General features: G+C 39.5%; 15 protein-coding genes. 4 read left to right on the top strand and 11 right to left on the bottom strand.

Annotation, left to right across the window (positions count from 1 at the left end; all coding sequences use genetic code 11):
* Position 1 precedes the first annotated feature (1 nt).
* A complete protein-coding gene (locus tag FTT78_RS07235; RefSeq protein ID WP_180009016.1) occupies positions 2-886 on the bottom strand; it encodes a hypothetical protein in 885 nt (294 codons plus the stop codon).
* Positions 887-964: 78 nt separating this feature from the next.
* Between FTT78_RS07235 and FTT78_RS07230 the strand changes: the two genes are divergently transcribed.
* On the top strand, positions 965-1,726 hold the full coding sequence (locus tag FTT78_RS07230; RefSeq protein WP_180009018.1) for a glycosyltransferase family 25 protein: 762 nt from the start codon (positions 965-967) through the stop codon (positions 1,724-1,726).
* 56 nt (positions 1,727-1,782) lie between these two features.
* On the opposite strand, the gene FTT78_RS07225 is transcribed toward FTT78_RS07230, so the two are convergent.
* From FTT78_RS07225 to FTT78_RS07205, 5 genes are all read right to left on the bottom strand, one after another.
* Positions 1,783-2,946 carry a hypothetical protein gene (locus FTT78_RS07225; RefSeq protein ID WP_180009020.1) on the bottom strand — a complete coding sequence of 388 codons (1,164 nt, stop codon included), beginning with the start codon at positions 2,944-2,946 and terminating at the stop codon, positions 1,783-1,785.
* A 51-nt stretch (positions 2,947-2,997) separates the two neighbouring features.
* On the bottom strand, positions 2,998-3,216 hold the full coding sequence (locus FTT78_RS07220) for a hypothetical protein (protein WP_104852495.1): 219 nt from the start codon (positions 3,214-3,216) through the stop codon (positions 2,998-3,000).
* A 122-nt stretch (positions 3,217-3,338) separates the two neighbouring features.
* Entirely contained in the window at positions 3,339-4,208 is an 870-nt protein-coding gene (locus tag FTT78_RS07215) for a lysophospholipid acyltransferase family protein (RefSeq protein WP_180043990.1), read from the bottom strand.
* A 297-nt stretch (positions 4,209-4,505) separates the two neighbouring features.
* Entirely contained in the window at positions 4,506-6,290 is a 1,785-nt protein-coding gene (gene aspS, locus FTT78_RS07210) for an aspartate--tRNA ligase (RefSeq protein ID WP_131260778.1), read from the bottom strand.
* Between the two features lie 195 nt (positions 6,291-6,485).
* A complete protein-coding gene (locus FTT78_RS07205; protein WP_180043950.1) occupies positions 6,486-7,250 on the bottom strand; it encodes a DUF4184 family protein in 765 nt (254 codons plus the stop codon).
* A 148-nt stretch (positions 7,251-7,398) separates the two neighbouring features.
* On the opposite strand from FTT78_RS07205, the gene znuD reads away from it, so the two are divergent.
* A complete protein-coding gene (znuD, locus tag FTT78_RS07200; protein ID WP_180043953.1) occupies positions 7,399-9,528 on the top strand; it encodes a zinc piracy TonB-dependent receptor ZnuD in 2,130 nt (709 codons plus the stop codon).
* Between the two features lie 105 nt (positions 9,529-9,633).
* Positions 9,634-11,097, top strand: a complete 1,464-nt coding sequence (locus FTT78_RS07195) for a phospholipase D family protein (protein ID WP_131260775.1) — start codon at positions 9,634-9,636, stop codon at positions 11,095-11,097.
* A gap of 68 nt (positions 11,098-11,165) precedes the next feature.
* Here the strand turns inward: FTT78_RS07195 and FTT78_RS07190 are convergent, their stop codons facing one another.
* A complete protein-coding gene (locus tag FTT78_RS07190) occupies positions 11,166-11,618 on the bottom strand; it encodes a hypothetical protein (RefSeq protein WP_180043955.1) in 453 nt (150 codons plus the stop codon).
* 179 nt (positions 11,619-11,797) lie between these two features.
* Between FTT78_RS07190 and FTT78_RS07185 the strand changes: the two genes are divergently transcribed.
* Positions 11,798-12,268 carry an RcnB family protein gene (locus tag FTT78_RS07185; RefSeq protein WP_154320359.1) on the top strand — a complete coding sequence of 157 codons (471 nt, stop codon included), beginning with the start codon at positions 11,798-11,800 and terminating at the stop codon, positions 12,266-12,268.
* Positions 12,269-12,346: 78 nt separating this feature from the next.
* On the opposite strand, the gene FTT78_RS07180 is transcribed toward FTT78_RS07185, so the two are convergent.
* The 4 genes from FTT78_RS07180 to FTT78_RS07165 all read right to left on the bottom strand — a co-directional run bounded on the left by FTT78_RS07180 (position 12,347) and on the right by FTT78_RS07165 (position 17,763).
* Positions 12,347-12,856, bottom strand: a complete 510-nt coding sequence (locus FTT78_RS07180) for a phosphate-starvation-inducible protein PsiE (RefSeq protein WP_019836466.1) — start codon at positions 12,854-12,856, stop codon at positions 12,347-12,349.
* A gap of 138 nt (positions 12,857-12,994) precedes the next feature.
* Positions 12,995-14,776, bottom strand: a complete 1,782-nt coding sequence (locus FTT78_RS07175; protein ID WP_154320360.1) for an acyl-CoA dehydrogenase C-terminal domain-containing protein — start codon at positions 14,774-14,776, stop codon at positions 12,995-12,997.
* 219 nt (positions 14,777-14,995) lie between these two features.
* Positions 14,996-16,798, bottom strand: coding sequence for an acyl-CoA dehydrogenase C-terminal domain-containing protein (locus FTT78_RS07170; RefSeq protein ID WP_180043957.1), 1,803 nt, complete (start codon positions 16,796-16,798; stop codon positions 14,996-14,998).
* Positions 16,799-17,136: 338 nt separating this feature from the next.
* Positions 17,137-17,763, bottom strand: a complete 627-nt coding sequence (locus FTT78_RS07165; RefSeq protein WP_004975043.1) for a hypothetical protein — start codon at positions 17,761-17,763, stop codon at positions 17,137-17,139.
* Positions 17,764-17,892: the final 129 nt, after the last annotated feature.

Genomic DNA, 17,892 nt, shown 5'->3' with positions numbered 1-17,892 from the left:
TTTACTTTTTAACTGATAAGCGTATTGCATCTAAAACTACAAAATTATGTTCAACATTTATTGTATGGCAACCATCATCATTATTGTTCCATGTGGGTAAAACAACTTCTAAAAGTTGCTCTTTATATGAGGTTGGGCTAAGTTCAAGAATTTCTTTGAATTCAATATTTCCACCATAACGCTTTAATGAGTCTTGACTAGGTCGTATAAGTTTTTCTTTATAAATAAAAGGCTTACCAGCCATTCTGAATTGCTGATGACCTTTGCAGACTGGATTTTGTGGGTGTTCTTGCCAGTTAGGATTTAAAATATCTTCAGTAAAGAAAATATCTAAACGGTCACCAAATTTTTTGCAGTTTCTACGTGTGGACGTCAATAAATACCACATCCCGTCATGATGAAGAGGAGTGGTATCTACAGCATCAATATTTTCAAATAAGTTTGAATGTTTTTCCCATTTGAGAGGGAAATCAGTACATTTCCATAGTTCAATAGTTTTATTAGCACTGGTTTCAGGAATCATGTACCAGTTATTTTCTACCTTAAATACACAAGGATAAGATAGGTGATAGTCCAATTTTAAAATAGTTTGTGGCTTTGAGTAGCTTCCATCTTTAAAAACCTCTAAGACTGATAAAAAGCCCACGGGATGAACATCATCTACTTCTTCAAAAAATATAAAGTGTTGATTATTCTCTTGTGCATAAAAACAATCAGCAAAAGTGAATTTTTGAGGTGAATGAATTTCAAAAAGATCTTTTAGCTGTTTTTGATTGTTAAAGGATTCGTCTAACCAACCAAAACGCATATACCAGTGTGAATTAAATTTTTTTGCTTGTTGGTTTTGTTGAAATTTATACCATTTCTTTAAAATTGTACGCATCATAAAAATTGGATATATAAGACTATCTATCTAATTCTACATTAGATATTATGTTCAGCAATACAGTATTGGCTTATATGTATGAAAGTTTTTGTTATTAGTATCGAAGAAGAAAACTCTCTAAGACTAAATACATTTTTATGTCAGTCTTTTTTTCAGAATGGAAATTTAGAATATACAAAAGTTGGGGTGAAGGGGGGAGAACTTTCCGCAAAAGAATATTTTGAATTAGCTGTTAAAGGGCGTGATAAGCCATTAACACCAGGTGAGTTAGGCTGTACCTTATCACATTTGGCAGCATTAAAGAGGTTCTTGGAAACTAGTGATGAGTTTGCATTAATTTTAGAAGATGATGCTATTTTGAAAAATGATCTTTCATATCAAATGCTGAGTGACGGACTAAATAAGATAGATTTACCCAAAAATTTATTATTAAGTATAGGTGGTATTCAAATGAAAGAATGCCGTAAAGTTAGAGGGGAATTTTGTGATTTTAGTCTATTAGATAAAAAAGTTTTAAAGGTAGTTCCTGATTTTTATCATCGAGTAAATTATACAGTATCTTATATTGTAGATCGAAAAATGGCGAAAACTTTATTGGAATATCATAAACCAGCTAGACGTGCAGATGATTGGAGTTATCTATATGATTTTGACTCATCTACAAATATTTTAATGACTTATCTTGTTGATCACCCAGTTATTGAGAAAGGTGAGGGTAATAAAAGTTTAAGTTTGATTGAGAATGAAAGAGTTGATAATACATCAACGCTGAAAAGTAAATATGGCTCAGGGATACGAAAGAATTTAGCTAAATTTAAATATGAAACTTATAAGATTTAATAGCTCCTTTTCAAAAAGTAGATTTGGAAGTGTAATCATATTTGGAAATATCAGAGTCATTGTTTCTTTCTAAGTTTATGAATTCGAGATAAGATGTAATATTTTATAACTTTCCATGGTCTGCGTCTGAAATAATTGAGAATTTTCTGCATGTAGATAAAGTCTTTTTCAATTATTTCAATTTTCTTTTCTCTTTCTGCAAGATCAATTTGTTTAGTTAAAAGATTTTGAGTTAACTCGCTATAAAGATCGTGATTATTGGGAAGTTTTCCTAACGGTGTTTTAAATTTTATAAGAATATTTTTTATTGAAGTTATATCATCATATTTTATCCAGTAATATTTTAGTAGATATGCTATATATTTTTTTTGGAAGTGATTTAGCTCTTTTTTAGTAGGTAGTTTAAAAATATTTTCTAGTATTTCTAAGCTTTCAATTTTATTCGTAATTTCATACCATTCACTTTGTCCAAAACAATAAACATCTTTACCTAGAATGAGAGCTTCTAGCGAAGCTCCAGAATTACAAGCTAAAACTTTATCAGCATTTTCAATTAATTTGATGATATGTGCGTTACTGCTATAAAAGTAGGGATTATTTTCGGTTTCAATAAATTGTATAGATTTTACTGCTTCAGAATTACAATAAGGGTGAGTTTTAACAACGATATTTTTTTTATACTTTTTTGCAAGAATAGATATAAATTGAATAACTTCAATCATATCCAAATTAGCATGAATAGCTACACTGTCCGTACGAACTTGTAAAGGGAATAATATATAGTTATCGGGAAGAGGAGTATTATCTACTATTTGAGGGTGCTTAGAGTCACCGCTTAATAATTGTTTTTTATAATGCTGAATAGTTTTATCTGCATCGTTAATACTAATTTTATCAATATTATCCTTATGTTGATCAAAATTTTTGACTATATCGCTCCACCCTGCGTATCCTGTTTTATCAAAACTAAATAGCCCATTTATAGGAGCTTCTTTATAACTTAGTACATTCTCTGGATTTTCGAAAGAGTGGAATGAAATAAGTAGGTCTTGAGGGGTAAGGCGCTTTATACCATAAGATGGGAAGCTTGTAGGTATACATGTAAGTTCAGCTTCTAACTCTAAACAACTTTTAATAATATTTTGAATAAAGATAATTTGATATTGCTTGTTATCTTTAATCCAGTCGATCGGGTATTCGAAATAAAATTTTGGATGCATAAAAACACTATTAGAATAAAAATATCTGTTACAAAGTAAATTAAATTTTTATCACTCTTTATCCGCATTCCCCGCTAACACCATATAAATCAGCCCCACAAAAATCACAAAGGCACCGCCAATAGAACTTAAGCTAAAGTACAAAATACGGTCATTGGTGTCTAAGGCAAACAGGTTATTGGCCAGAATATAACGCATGAATAACCATTGAGCGACAGCAAATACAATTAGCATAATGCCACGATTACGAACTGCAGGACGCATAGCCATAATAACGCTCAACTCAAAATTCAAAATGAAGCACTATTATGCCATTGTTGAAAATTGATCTCAATTGAATAACCTAAATCTTGGTTTTACACGTGCAAAAAGAGCAAACGTATTAAAAAAATCTACTCTTTACGGTACATATTGACATTGCCCAAGCAATTTCTAAAGCGCTTGTATGACCAAATATATTGCTCAGGTGCTTGATCAATCATATTTTGCATTGAAAGGTTTAGACAGTCTACAGAGTGTTGTAAATCTTGAGACAGAATAGCATCTGGCAATTTTTGACAGTGAATATTGAAATATCTTAAATCTGGACTTCGAATACAGCTTAAACCAATAATATTGCACTGTGTTTTTGCTGCAAGCTTAGAAACTAGCGTGAGGGATAAAGTCTTTTTCCCAAAAAAAGCAGAATATATACCACCAGATGGCTTGGGTAAATGATCTGGTAAAATGACTGTTAAACCGCCGTGTTTCAAATGTTTAAAAATAGAACGAATACCAGTTTCATTGGTGGGTACTAAAGTGGCATTAAATTTTTCTCGAGCTTCTAGTAAATATCGGTTTATCCCTTTGTTTTTATTGGGCTTATACATAATCATGGGGGCTGTATATACACTGAGCCATGCATTGAGTAACTCCCAGCAACCAAAATGAGGAACTACCACGATAACTCCTTTTTTATTTGCAAGAGCGTCAGTTAAAACCGTTTCACCATAAACATTTTTTAGCAGATTCAAACTGTAATTTGGTGGCATTCCCCAGCATTTAATAAACTCTAGATAACTGAGACATTGACTTTGTACACTCTTTTTTATGAGTTGTTCTTGTTCGGCAGATGAAAGCTTTGGATAAGCCAGTTTAATATTAATTGCAGTGATGCGTTTGATAGATAAATTAAAATAATAAATAAGACCAGCAGCCATCATTGCAATTGCTTGCAGCAGGCGTAATGGAAAGACAGATATTATTTTTAAAATTAAGTACATCAGACAGCCGATCTCAAAATATAAGGCACAAATGAAGCATGAATTTTGCTGTGAACCCGAACGTGCTTGTTCCACAAGAAAAATGATCAGAAGCCTTAAAACAAAATAAAATGAGGTATGAAATTGAATTATTCAATGTTATTCATAATTAGCCAGTTTAGCATAGTGCAGTGTAATCGTTTTGCTATTAGCCAAGTAAAGTAATTATTATTTTTATTGTTCAACTTGGAATTTATCCAAATTGAAGTTAATAAAAAACCCTGCAAATTTGCAGGGTTCTTCTCACATTCTCAAAACTTATTCTTGAGATTCTGCTTTTGGTTTTTCACGTAAACGAATACCTAAATCACGCAATTGAGTCGCTTCAACTGGTGCAGGTGCTTGAGTCAATGGACATTCAGCCGTCTTGGTTTTCGGGAAGGCAATCACATCACGAATAGACGATGCGCCTGTCATCAACATCACCAAACGGTCTAAACCAAATGCCAAACCACCGTGCGGAGGCGCACCGTATTTCAATGCATTCAACAAGAAACTGAATTTCTCTTCGGCTTCTTCTTCTTCAATACCTAAAGCTTCAAAAATCGCTTTTTGCATTTCTAAAGTATATATACGCAGTGAACCACCACCAATTTCGGTACCGTTCAATACCATGTCATACGCAACAGATAAAGCTTCACCTGGGTTGCTCTTTACATCTTCAACGCTTGATTTTGGCAAGGTGAATGGGTGATGCACAGAGGTCCATTTACCATCATCTGTTTCTTCAAACATTGGGAAGTCAACCACCCAAAGCGGTGCCCATTCACAAGTTGCAAGGTTTAAATCGTGACCGATTTTGACACGCAGTGCGCCCATTGCATCGTTGACCACTTTGGCTTTATCTGCACCAAAGAATACGATGTCGCCATTTTCAGCGCCTACACGTTTTAATAAATCAAGCACGATTGGCTCAATAAATTTCACAATTGGAGATTGTAAGCCTTCAATGCCTTTTTCAAGCTCATTGACTTTAATATACGCCAAACCTTTTGCACCATATATGCCAACATATTTGGTGTATTCATCAATTGCACTACGTGGCAATGAACCCGCGCCAGGAACACGAAGCGCAACAATACGACCTTTCGGATCTTTCGCTGGGCCAGCAAATACTTTGAACTCAACGTCTTGCATCAAGTCTGCAACGTCTACTAATTTCAGTGGAATACGCAGGTCTGGCTTATCAGACGCATAATCACGCATCGCTTCCGAATATGGCATACGTTGGAATTTGTCGAATTTCACGCCTAGAAGTTCATCGAACATCTTCACGGTCATGCCTTCCATCAAATCCATAATGTCATCGTCACTCATGAACGATGTTTCAATGTCGATTTGAGTAAATTCTGGCTGACGGTCTGCACGTAAATCTTCGTCACGGAAACATTTAGCGATTTGGTAATAACGGTCAATACCACCCACCATCAACAATTGTTTAAATAATTGTGGAGATTGTGGCAGGGCATAGAAGCTACCGTTAGATACTCGGCTTGGTACTAAATAGTCACGCGCACCTTCAGGCGTTGCACGTGTTAAAATTGGTGTTTCAACATCCAAGAAACCATGATCGTCTAAATAGTTACGAATTAGGTTGGTGACTTTAGAACGGAAACGTAAGCGATCTAACATTTCTGGACGACGGATGTCCAAGAAACGGTATTTCAAACGAATTTCTTCTGAAATGTTGGTATTTTCATCGTTCAATGGGAACGGAGGTGTTTCAGATGCTGCAAGAACTTCAATTTCCTTGCCTAAAACTTCAATTTGTCCACTGACCATATTAGCATTTTCTGTGCCTGCATAGCGACGACGTACACGACCTGTGATTTTTAATACAAATTCTGAACGTGCTTTGTCTGCAGTTGCAAATGCTTCTGGAGTGTCTGGGTCAATTACGACTTGCACAAGACCATCGCGGTCACGCATGTCTAGGAAAATTACACCACCGTGGTCACGACGACGGTGTACCCAACCACACAGGGTCACGGTTTGATCAATTTGAGCTTCGGTTAAAGAACCGCAATAATGAGTTCGCATCATAGCGTTAAAAATCCAACTATATGGGTTAAGGAAGCGAATACGTAAACAGCGCACCGCCTTTAGCAAAGGTAGGATTATGCCTCTTTGGGCATGTGGCGACAAGAACCTACTGCAAAAACAGCGGGTTTTTAGCAGGAATCTGCTTCAAACTGAAGAATGTAGGCAGAAGAGGACAGAAGTAGGGCGATAGAGCGTTTATTCCATGCGTCCTTGAAAATCTAAAAACAAAAATAACAGGCAGCCCAAACTCAACATGAGTAAGGCACCTTGGGTAAACTCATTGATGGCACGTCCTGTAAAATAATATAGTTCGGCTTGCCAAGTCGCATCGGGGATATAACGCGCATAATCCCAAAGTGAAAAACCACCACATACAATCGACAAGAGAATGAGAGCGATGGCATAAACGCGAATTTTTTTGCTTACAGAACTGACCTGCCGATGCTTGCGATAATAATGCAGGCTCATACATAACAAAAAAGGCAACGCCAAAATAGAACTGCCAATTTGTAGTACGCGATGCATCGGATAAATACCTGTGCCTAATTGTACCGATTGCGCTAAAAAATCCTGAAAGGCAAAACTACGAAAGTCGTGATGGGTTAAACCATCCCAAATTAAATGGGTGGCATTGCCAATCAGTAAGGCCAGAATCAAGCCACATACAAACCCAAGTACAGATTTTATCGTGTTTAGATTTAACGGGTGATGCACGCCCACAAAGCGATACAATGCAGGGCGATAGAGTAAATACCACAGCGCACAAAAGACAAGACCCAATAATAAATTTGGATACAGCAATGCTGACCATAAATGTGGAGTGGGATCATGACGCAAAGTAAACAGACGGTGTAAATCTGGCAACATCGTACCTATAGCGAGTGCAGCGATAGGCAGACGTTGTCCTGAAAGCTTGGCGAGTGGTGGGGCAAGTACCGCATGTGAGAGCGTAAAGGGCATATCAATTCAAAGTAAAGAATATAAAAAATCAGAATAAATTGTGATGAACAGCTTAATGGAGAATACAGAGGAACAATGTTTTTTATTGCAATGTTAATGAAGTGTTATATTATAACATCAATTATTTTTGCTAATTTGAGCATGGGTCATGTCGTTCCATAAAAATTTAATAACACTTTCCATTTTTTCAGTGCTGATACCTGCAGCATTTGCCAATACTGAAAGCAGTAGTACACAACTGGAAACCATTCAGTTACAAGCACATCCTTTGGTGCAAACTGCGGCAGATTTTGCAGTGGCCGATCATGTGATTGATCAAAAAACTTTGGCAGAGCGCAGTACCACCATTGGTGATGCGATGGCAGATGAGCTAGGTGTATATTCCAATCAATATGGCTCAGGCTCTAGCCGTCCAGTAATTCGTGGACAAGATGGCCCACGAGTTAAAGTACTGCAACATGCTTCAGAAACTGCCGATGTTTCTACACTTTCACCTGACCATGCTATCACTGTCGATCCAATTTTAGCCAAACAAGTTGAAATTATTCGTGGCCCATCAACATTACTTTATGGTGCAGGAACGGTTGGTGGCTTAGTCAATGTGACCGATCAAAAAATTCCAACTCAAATGCCAAATAATGGTTTAGAAGGACAGGTAGGTTTACGTTACAACACAGGTAGCGATGAAAAGCTAGTGAGTGCGGGGGTAACTGCCGCATTGAGTGATCAGTTTGCGCTGCGTATTGAAGGTTCAAAACGTAAAGCCAATGATTACATTACCCCAAACTATTGGGTAGAGCATCATCATACAGAAGTACATGTTGAACCAGATGGCTCAACCCATACACATGAACATGAAGAGTTGGTAAAAGAACGTCGTGTAGACAATACCTTTGCCGAAGGACAAACAGTGAATATTGGTGGATCATGGATTTATGACCGTGGTTTTGTGGGGTTGTCGTACAGTAACCGTCAAGACAAATATGGTTTGCCTGGGCATAGTCATGAATATCATGGTTGTGGACCAGATCATGACAATCGAAATATCATTAAATGCCCTTCTCATGAGGGAGACGACGATGAACATGCACATGGTGGCCCGTGGATTGATTTGGAATCACACCGTTATGATTTGCGTACTGAACTTGATCAGCCCTTTGCAGGCTTTGAGAAACTTCGTGCGCATGCCAGCTTTACCGATTATGAGCATGATGAATTAGAAGAAAATAAAGTCATCAGTAACTTTAGAAGTAAAGGCTACGATGCTCGATTAGAGTTGGTTCATCAACCTATTGCGGGTTGGGAAGGGGTGTTTGGTACACAGTATAGTCAGCAAAAAATTGATTTAACTGGACAAGTAGAACAACACGGCGATCATTCTCACGAAACCGTACCTATGCCTGATACCAAAACTCAAAAATATAGTTTATTCGGTTTAGAGCATAAACAATTTGGCGATGTGCATGTTGAACTCGGTGCACGGGTTGAACATCAAAAAATTGATGTCGATGCTCAGAAAAAAGATTATTCAGATACAGGTGTATCTGCTTCTGCCGCAGCCAACTGGCAGTTTGCACCTAACTATAAACTATCCCTTACAGGTTCACACCAACAGCGTTTACCGTTGGCACAAGAGCTTTATGCAAATGGCATCCACTTTGCAACCAACACCTATGAGCGTGGCAATGCAAATTTAGATGTGGAAAAATCGAATAATTTAGAACTTGGTTTGCACTATGAAGCTGACAAACTGGATTATTCGTTGCATGTCTATCATAACTGGTTTGATAACTATATTTATGGTGCAACCACCGACCATATAGAAACTTTCCGTTTAATTGATTATCAACAAGACAAAGCCAAGTTTTATGGTACAGAAGCTAAGCTAGGGTATCAGATTAGCTCAGATTATAAACTCAGTGTGTTTGGTGATTATGTGCGTGGTGAAATTGACAATCAAAACGCACCACGCGTACCTGCAGGGCGTTTAGGGACTAAAGTAGATGCCAACTTTGCCGATGGTTGGTCGGGTATGGCGGAATACTATCGTGTCTTCAAACAAGACAAGGTTGCTTATTTAGAGCAAGAAACAGCAGGCTATAATATGGTCAATGTTGGTGTCGCTTATGCGGGCAACTATGCCAACAAACAAGATTACCGTGTGTATTTTAAAGCCAACAACTTGCTCGATGATGAAGTGTATTCACATGCCTCATTCTTGTCGAATATTCCACAAGTGGGTCGTAACTTTACAGTAGGCGTGGAATTTGGCTTCTAAAATTCAATTTGCTTTGAGCAGGATGTCTGCGTGAAAACACAGAAATCCTCTTGAAAATCCAAACAATTAAACCTAGTCTGAGCGCATCGGACTAGGTTTTTTGTTATGCGTATCTTTCAGCGAATTCATCAAAAATTGAATTGGTCGCCTCGGGCGTATGTGGGACTTATTATAAGTTTTCTGGCTTTAGGTTATTTGGCGTCTGCGACCTACCACAGCTTAAAACCATTGCCCGAAGGGCTGAATTACACTGGAAAGTTACGTCATGCGCCTATTAAATTTATTGCCGATCAGACCTATATCGACGCGCAAGGTGTTCAGCAACAACAGCATCAAATTTTTAATGAAATTTTAGAGCTGGTTGATGCAGCACAAAGCACCATTGTATTGGATATGTTCTTGTTTAATCCTGAAGTGGGAACATCTAAACAGCAGCATCAGCCACTGACACAGCAACTCACCGATGCTTTAATTCATAAACGTCAGCTGCAGCCAAATATTGAAATCAAAGTCATTACTGATCCCATTAATTCGGTATATGGTGGCATTGCACCTGAACATTATCGTCAATTGCGTCAGGCAGGTATTGATGTGATTGAAACAGATTTAACCCCGCTACGCGCATCGAATCCGCTGTGGTCGGGGTTTTGGTATCTCTGCTGTCAGGGCATTCCAAATAATGCTGAAAAGGGTTGGCTACCCAGTCCTTTCGGCAAAGATAAAATTACCTTACGTAGTTATTTCAGCTTGCTTAATTTTAAAGCCAACCATCGTAAAACCATGGTGGTCGATACCGCCGAAGGCTGGAAAGCATTGGTCACGTCGTTTAATCCACATGATGGCAGTTCACGTCATTCTAACAGCGCTTTATTGGTGACGGGCAATACCGCAGTAGATGTGTTGCAAACAGAACAAGCCGTCGCGCGTATGTCGCAGGGCAATCTGTCTGGGGTGATTGTGGGGGAGTTTGAGGCAGATTCGTCTTATCCTCAAGTGCAAGTCATCACTGAACAAGCCATTTTAGAGGGCAGTTTGACACTGATTCGGCAGACCAAAGCGCAAGAACATCTGGATTTGGCGATGTTCTATTTATCGGAGCGACAAATCATCAAGGCACTGATTGCTGCACAGCAACGTGGCGTACAGGTGCGGGTATTACTCGACCCGAATAAAGATGCTTTTGGACGTGAAAAAAATGGCATTCCAAACCGACAGGTGGCGGCAGAATTACATGCTGCAGGGGTGAAGGTACGTTGGTGTAATACCCAAGGTGAGCAATGCCACAATAAAATGCTGATGAAATCGAATGCCACACAGGCTGAGTTGATTTTAGGTTCTGCTAATTTCACCGCACGTAATTTAAAAAACTATAATTTAGAAAGCAACTTGCGTGTGGTCGGACAGGTGCAAGACCCTGTATTTCAGGATGCTCAACACTATTTTAATACCGCATGGTCAAACCTTGAGGGTAAAAATATGAGTGTGGATTATGCGGTTTATGCCGATGAGTCGAAGTGGAAATATGCGCTGTATCGCTTTATGGAATGGAGTGGTTTATCGACCTTTTGATTTTTTAATTGTATGCCTTGAACTCAAAAATCCCTCTTATTGAAAGAGGGATTTTTTTGAGCCGAATATTACTTTACAGGATTTGGCGGCACCATTTCATCCAAATCTTTATCACTCATTTGATCTAACTCGGCAATATCGGTTTTGATTTTCCATTGTGCTTCATCATCCACAGGATTCGGTAAACGCGCTTCTAACCAATCACAAACCACATCTGGGCTAAATTCTGGATGGTTGCATTGAATTACCCACGATAAAAAATCTTTGGCTTCACCATTCATATACGGTGGCGGTGAAACAGGTAAGAATTGAGTCGGCAAGCGCTCATCTCTGGAAATATAATTCAGCACATGTCCCAATTCCTGCACAGTTTGCCATGCTAACGGATGTTCTACATCAATTTGAAATTTGAACCACCATGCATGCTGACCGTCTGAACCATAAGCGTCTACACGGGCTTGCTGTACACTCGGAACTTTGCAGAAAAACTGATGAAGGCGGTCAAAATCTAATTCAGGCACGAGGTTTCATCCAATTTCAAAAAAAATGTATCTTAGCATAGGGGCTATAGATATTTCATAAATGGCGAGCCGTGTCGGTGAAATCTGCGGAGACGAAAGTTTAAAATTGCTGATTTTTTATTCATTGTTTATCCTTAATTTGAGCTTAGAATAAAAATATGAAAATAGGAGTGCTAGATATGAAAGTGGCGATTTTAACTGCATTGAGTGGCATGCTATTTTTAGGTGTGTCGATGCAGAGCTTGGCCGAAACCAATCGTTGGGCAGGATATACAGGCGTCAATACACAGCGTGATCAGCATCGTCCTTATTCGCCACAGCATCATCCTGCTTATCCGCAGCATCGACCTTATTATTCACAGCAACCTTATTCCTATCCACCATATTATCCATACCATCAACGACCTGTACCGCAGTGGGGGCAGCCAACCATTCGTAGTGGCATCAATATTCAATACAATGCGCCAAGTACCGTGCAATATAACCACCAAAGTTACAGTTGGGTAAATGGTGAGCCAAGTAGCGCACATATTGAAAGTTCGACCTATCGTGTGGTGACCGACTGGCAGCACTTGGGTTTACCCGCTCCGCCACGAGGTATGTACTGGATTTTTGAACATGGGCGTTATGTGTTGGTGGCAAATCGTTGAGAAAAAAGTGAAATCATAGACATCAATGCTTCTAGATATTGAGTATCTAGAAGCATTTTTTTGACCTATTTTAGATTTTTACGCCAATTCATCATCTTCTGGGCGAGGGGTTTTGCCTTGTGCTAAAGGCTTTTCACTGTGCTTGTCTCGAATAACGGAAGGGTAATGCCAAGATGCAAAACGCACCACTAAAATTGCAGCGGCTAAAATTAAAATTGAACCAGTAATAATCACTAAATCGAGATCAGCTTTATGGTCGTGTTGAATATCTGAAATTAGCAAACGGGTTAGTGCGGTAATGGCAATATAAATTAAAAAACGTACAGGCATGTGATTGGTTTTAAAATAAATACCAACCATTGCTCCTAGTTCTAAATAGATAAAAAGCAATAAGATGTCATCAATAGTGGCATATTGTTTGATGGTGAAAATATCAATTACCGTATGTCCAGCAGACCAAATGACCATACAGCCAATGATAAAGAGCGCAAGATAATGAAAACTTTCTACTGCCCAATTGCCATATTTGTCTAATAGGCTTTCAACTGCTTGAATATTTCTATCTATTTTTGAACGACGTACTGCCATTTTCACCTCCTGTTTGAGTATGGATATTCAGACTTCAACAAAGGTGATGCAAATTTCATGCACAAATTAGAATAGGGATATAAAATTTAGTACAAAAAAACGCCTGATGATTCAGGCGTTTTTGCGATAATGTATTAATTAAGACTGGTTAGTGAAGTAATCTTCGCTGAAGTTCATCACCACTTCTGCACCCGCTTTCACTTTGGTAATGCGTAAAGTCAGTTCTGGCAAAATACGTTGTACAAAGTACAGTGCCAATGACAATTTGTTTTGATAGAACTCACCCTCTTTTTGCTTGGCTGCATTGGCAATGCGCGCAAACATATATGAGAAGCTGAGCAAACCTACCGCATGTAAATAATCAACCGCTGCTGCGTTCGGGAAATCTACATTTTCTTTGGCTGCATTTAAAACGTATTGAGTCACGGATTCAACTTCAGTCGCTGCATCTAAAGTTGCATCTTTAATGAAGTTGAGGTCTGCATCTAAACCATTGGTGAAATCACGGATTTCTGCAATGTATTCTGCAATAAATTCGCCATTACATTTAATGGTTTTACGACCAATCAAGTCTTGCGATTGTACGCCGTTGGTGCCTTCATAAATTTGGGCGATACGTAAATCACGAACACATTGCTCCATACCCCATTCACGGATATAACCATGACCACCGAAGACCATTTGTGAATCAATTACAGCGTTAAATGCAGTATCGGTTAAGTAGGCTTTGGCAATTGGAGTTAACAATGCAACACGGTCATTGGCTTTTTTCACAACTTCTGCATCGGTAGAGAATTTAGTGATATCCAATTGTTGACCCACATATACCGCAAATGCACGTGAAGCTTCGTTATTGGCACGTGCATTGAGCAGCATACGACGCACATCGCCATGCACCAAAATGCTATCCGCTGCTTTGTTTGGTGATTTTACGCCCGATGCACTACGGCCTTGAATACGGTCAGTCGCATATTGCGCAGCATTTTGATAGGCAAATTCAGATGCACCTAAACCTTGAATTCCCATAGACAGACGTTCGTAGTTCATCATTACGAACATGGCAGCCAAGCCTTCGTTTTCTTTGCCGACCAAGTAACCTTTGGCACCATCAAAGTTCATCACACATGTTGCAGAGGCTTTAATGCCCATTTTGTGTTCGATTGAGCCTGGACCTACTGGGTTGCGCTCACCCAACGAACCATCTTCATTCACCAAGAATTTTGGCACGATGAATAAAGAAATACCGCGTGAACCTGCAGGAGCGTCTGGTGTTTTCGCTAAAACTAAGTGAATGATGTTTTCTGCGAGGTCGTGATCACCACCTGTAATAAAGATTTTAGTCCCTGTGATGTTGTACGTACCGTCTGCATTTGGTTCTGCTTTGGTTTTAATAATCCCGAGGTCTGTTCCTGCATGTGGTTCAGTCAAACACATGGTACCTGACCACTCACCTGAGTAAATTTTAGGTAAATAGGTTTCTTTCTGTTCTTGTGATGCATAACTGCTTAATGCCATGCCTGCACCGACAGATAGCAGTGGATACAACATGAAGGATGGGTTGGTGGCAAACAGCATTTCATCTGACAATACTGTCAGCATTTTTGGCATGCCTTGACCACCCCATTCTTCATCTGCGCCTAAACCAATCCAGCCGCCTTCGGCATATTGTTTAAATGCTTCTTTAAATCCAGCAGGTGTGGTGACTTCGCCATTGTTATAGGTCGCGCCTTCTTCATCACCGCTACGGTTAATAGGCAACGTCACATTTTGGGCAAATTTTGCCATTTCTTCCAAAATTGCTTCAGCCGTTGCAGCATCAAGGTGAGCGAGGTTTTCATTGTTTTGCCAGAATTGTTCTGCATTGAATACATCATTTAAGATGAATTTCATATCGGCAAGTGGGGCATTATAAATTGGCATGTGAGTTCACCTGTTTATTGTTTGAATCTTGATTCGTTGAGTTCAGTGTAATCTACAATTGTGAATGTTGTAGGCGACTAAAACGAAAGAATGCTTTATTTATAAAGAAAAAGGACTGTCAATGCTATGACCGTCCTTTCTCAATTTCTGTACTCAAGAGTACAACATTTTGAATATCCCGCTAAATATGTTCAATATTTAGCGAGTTTCAATTTTCGCTTAGAAAGCAAAGTGTTCAGCATCTAATGCAAATAGTGGCTCTACACCTGTTGCAATCACGTCTACGTGTGAGCGAACACGTGGCAAGATTTTCTTGAAGTAGAAACGTGCAGTCGTCACTTTAGCATTGTAGAAGTCTACATCGGTTGTGCCTGCTGCAAGTGCTTCTTGAGCGACCAATGCCATACGTGCCCATAGGTAAGCTAGTGTTACATAACCAGAGAAGTACATGTAGTCTACTGCTGCAGCACCTACTTCCTCAGGGTTTTGCATTGCACGCATACCAATTTGCATAGTCAAATCGCCCCATTCTTTATTGAGCGCTGCAAGCGGTTCAACAAATTCTTGCATTGCTGCGTTGTCTTTGTTAGCTTCTGCAAATTTATGGATGATTTTGGTGAAGTCTTTCAACATTGCACCTTGTGTACCCAAAACTTTACGACCTAACAAGTCGAGTGCTTGGATTTCAGTTGTACCTTCGTACAAGCATGAAATACGTGTATCACGCACAATTTGTTCCATGCCATGCTCAGAAATGAAGCCATGACCGCCGAAGACTTGCACACCATGTTTTGCAGATTCAGAACCTGTTTCAGTTAAGAATGCTTTTGCAATAGGCGTCAATAAAGACAAGATGTTGTCAGAGAACTTACGTTCTTCTTCAGTTGCACCTTGTTCAACGATATCTGCGTGTAGAGACAACAGATACACTAGTGCGCGACCACCTTCAGCAAACGCTTTTTGAGTCAATAGCATATTGCGTACAGCAGGATGCACAATAATTGGATCTGCTTCTTTTTCAGGGGCTTTCGGACCAGAAAGTGAGCGCATTGCCAAACGGTCTTTGGCATAAGTCAACGCACCTTGGAAAGAACCTTCAGATGCTGCAAGACCTTGTACCGCTGTACCGATACGTGCAGTGTTCATGAACGTGAACATGCAGTTTAGACCACGGTTTTCAGGGCCAATTAGGAAGCCTTTCGCGTTATCAAAGTTGATCACGCAAGTCGCGTTACCATGAATCCCCATTTTGTGTTCGATTGAACCACAACGTACACCATTACGCTCCCCTAAAGAACCATCTGCATTCAGGTTGAACTTAGGAACGATGAACAGAGAAATACCTTTAGTTCCTTTAGGTGCACCAGGTAAACGTGCCAATACGATGTGCACGATATTCTCTGCCATGTCATGTTCACCAGCAGAGATAAAGATTTTCTCGCCCGAGATTGCATAGCTTCCGTCGGCCTGAGGTTCAGCTTTAGTACGGATAATACCCAAGTCAGAACCTGCATGAGATTCGGTTAAACACATGGTACCTGTCCACTCACCTGAAACAAGCTTTGGCAGATAGGTTGCTTTTTGTTCATCTGAACCGTGGTGTTCTAAAGTACGTACAGCACCATGAGAAAGACCTGGGTACATGCCCCATGCCCAGTTTGCTGTACCTACCATTTCTGAAATCACGTTTCCTAGAGAAACAGGTAGACCTTGACCGCCGTATTGTTCTTCAGCAGAAAGAGACGGGAAGCCAAGTTCGATATATTTTTGATACGCTTCTTTAAAGCCCGTTGGTGTAGTCACCACGCCATCATTCCAAGTACAACCTTCACGGTCACCCACTTGGTTTAACGGAGATAATTCGTTTTCACAGAAATCTGCTGCAGCTTCCAAATATTGGTCAACCAATTCACGGCTTACGTTTTCTTGGAATGCAGGTAATTTTGCATAGTGATCTTCGGCATTTAATAATTCATGCAAAACGAATTGCATATCACGTAAAGGCGCTTTGTATTGTGGCATATCGGTTTCCTCAATACTGGTTTGACCAGCGTTATATTTTAAATGGATTTCAGCGCATGCCTTCTCAGACATGCCATGTTGGAATGGTTGTAATCGTGCAACATCTTCTAATTCGGTACAAGCATCTGCATAGCATTTCTTGGTGACTGCAAAGTCAAAGATTTTTATCTTGAAATGGCTAAGTTACTTGAGTGTAAACAGTTTTGCTGAATTTGAAATGATACAAATAGTCAAAAAGCGTAAAGAGATATGTCTAAGTGAAGTGGATAAAAAGGTAAATAAAAAGGCACTCAATCGAGTGCCTTAGAGTCGTGTAAGTGTGTGCTCACCTGAATGCATTAGCGCGAAGTAGGTGATATTCTCATTTGTTGCATAGGTTGATTCGGCTGAAAACGAACCAAGCATTGTCCCTTGAGTTGTAGTTCGCCCAGTTTCACTTGAACGTGTTGTCCATGCATTTTTCCTTCACAGGCAGCACGCATGGCCTTTTGATGCGCTTGATGTTGTGCTAATCGTTGATCGTACCGTTTGGTCATTTCAGCACGTTGCGCATCGGTCAGCACTTCACCACGTTGTTGCATACGCGGCATTTTTGCACGCATGGCTTGGTGTTGTTGCATCGCATATTGGCGATGTTGTTTAAATGACTGGCGATCAGGCTGGAAACGCATCGTACAGGTACCTGCGAGTGTTTGATCACCTACTTTTAATTGTAGATTTGTACCTACTGCTTTGTTGTCACAAGCCTGTTGCATCTGCCCACGAAATGCGCGGTGTTCTGCACGCATGGCACGATATTGCTCGCGTTGTTCAGGACTGAAGCGTTGTCCATCTTGAGCATAATGTTGTTTAAACATACGTGTTTGTTGTCGTTCGGTCAGATCATTACTGGTTTGGCATGCAGTTAAAATCCCCATGCCCAAAACACTTGCCCCAAGTAATGCGATTTTCGTCATCTGTTTCATCTTCAAACTCCCCAACCTGCTTTTAACTTCACTCAGTTAAGATTAAATAATAAAGATGAAGAAACAATGGAGAGTTTTTTCTAGCACTGTTGGTTACAATGCTCAAAATCAATAAGAAAAGCTGAGATT

The organism is Acinetobacter sp. YH01011, from assembly GCF_013420785.1.
In the GTDB taxonomy this organism is placed as follows: Bacteria; Pseudomonadota; Gammaproteobacteria; order Pseudomonadales; family Moraxellaceae; genus Acinetobacter; species Acinetobacter towneri.
The sequence above is the reverse complement of the archived record's forward strand: the minus strand, read 5'-3'. Positions and strand labels throughout refer to the sequence as shown.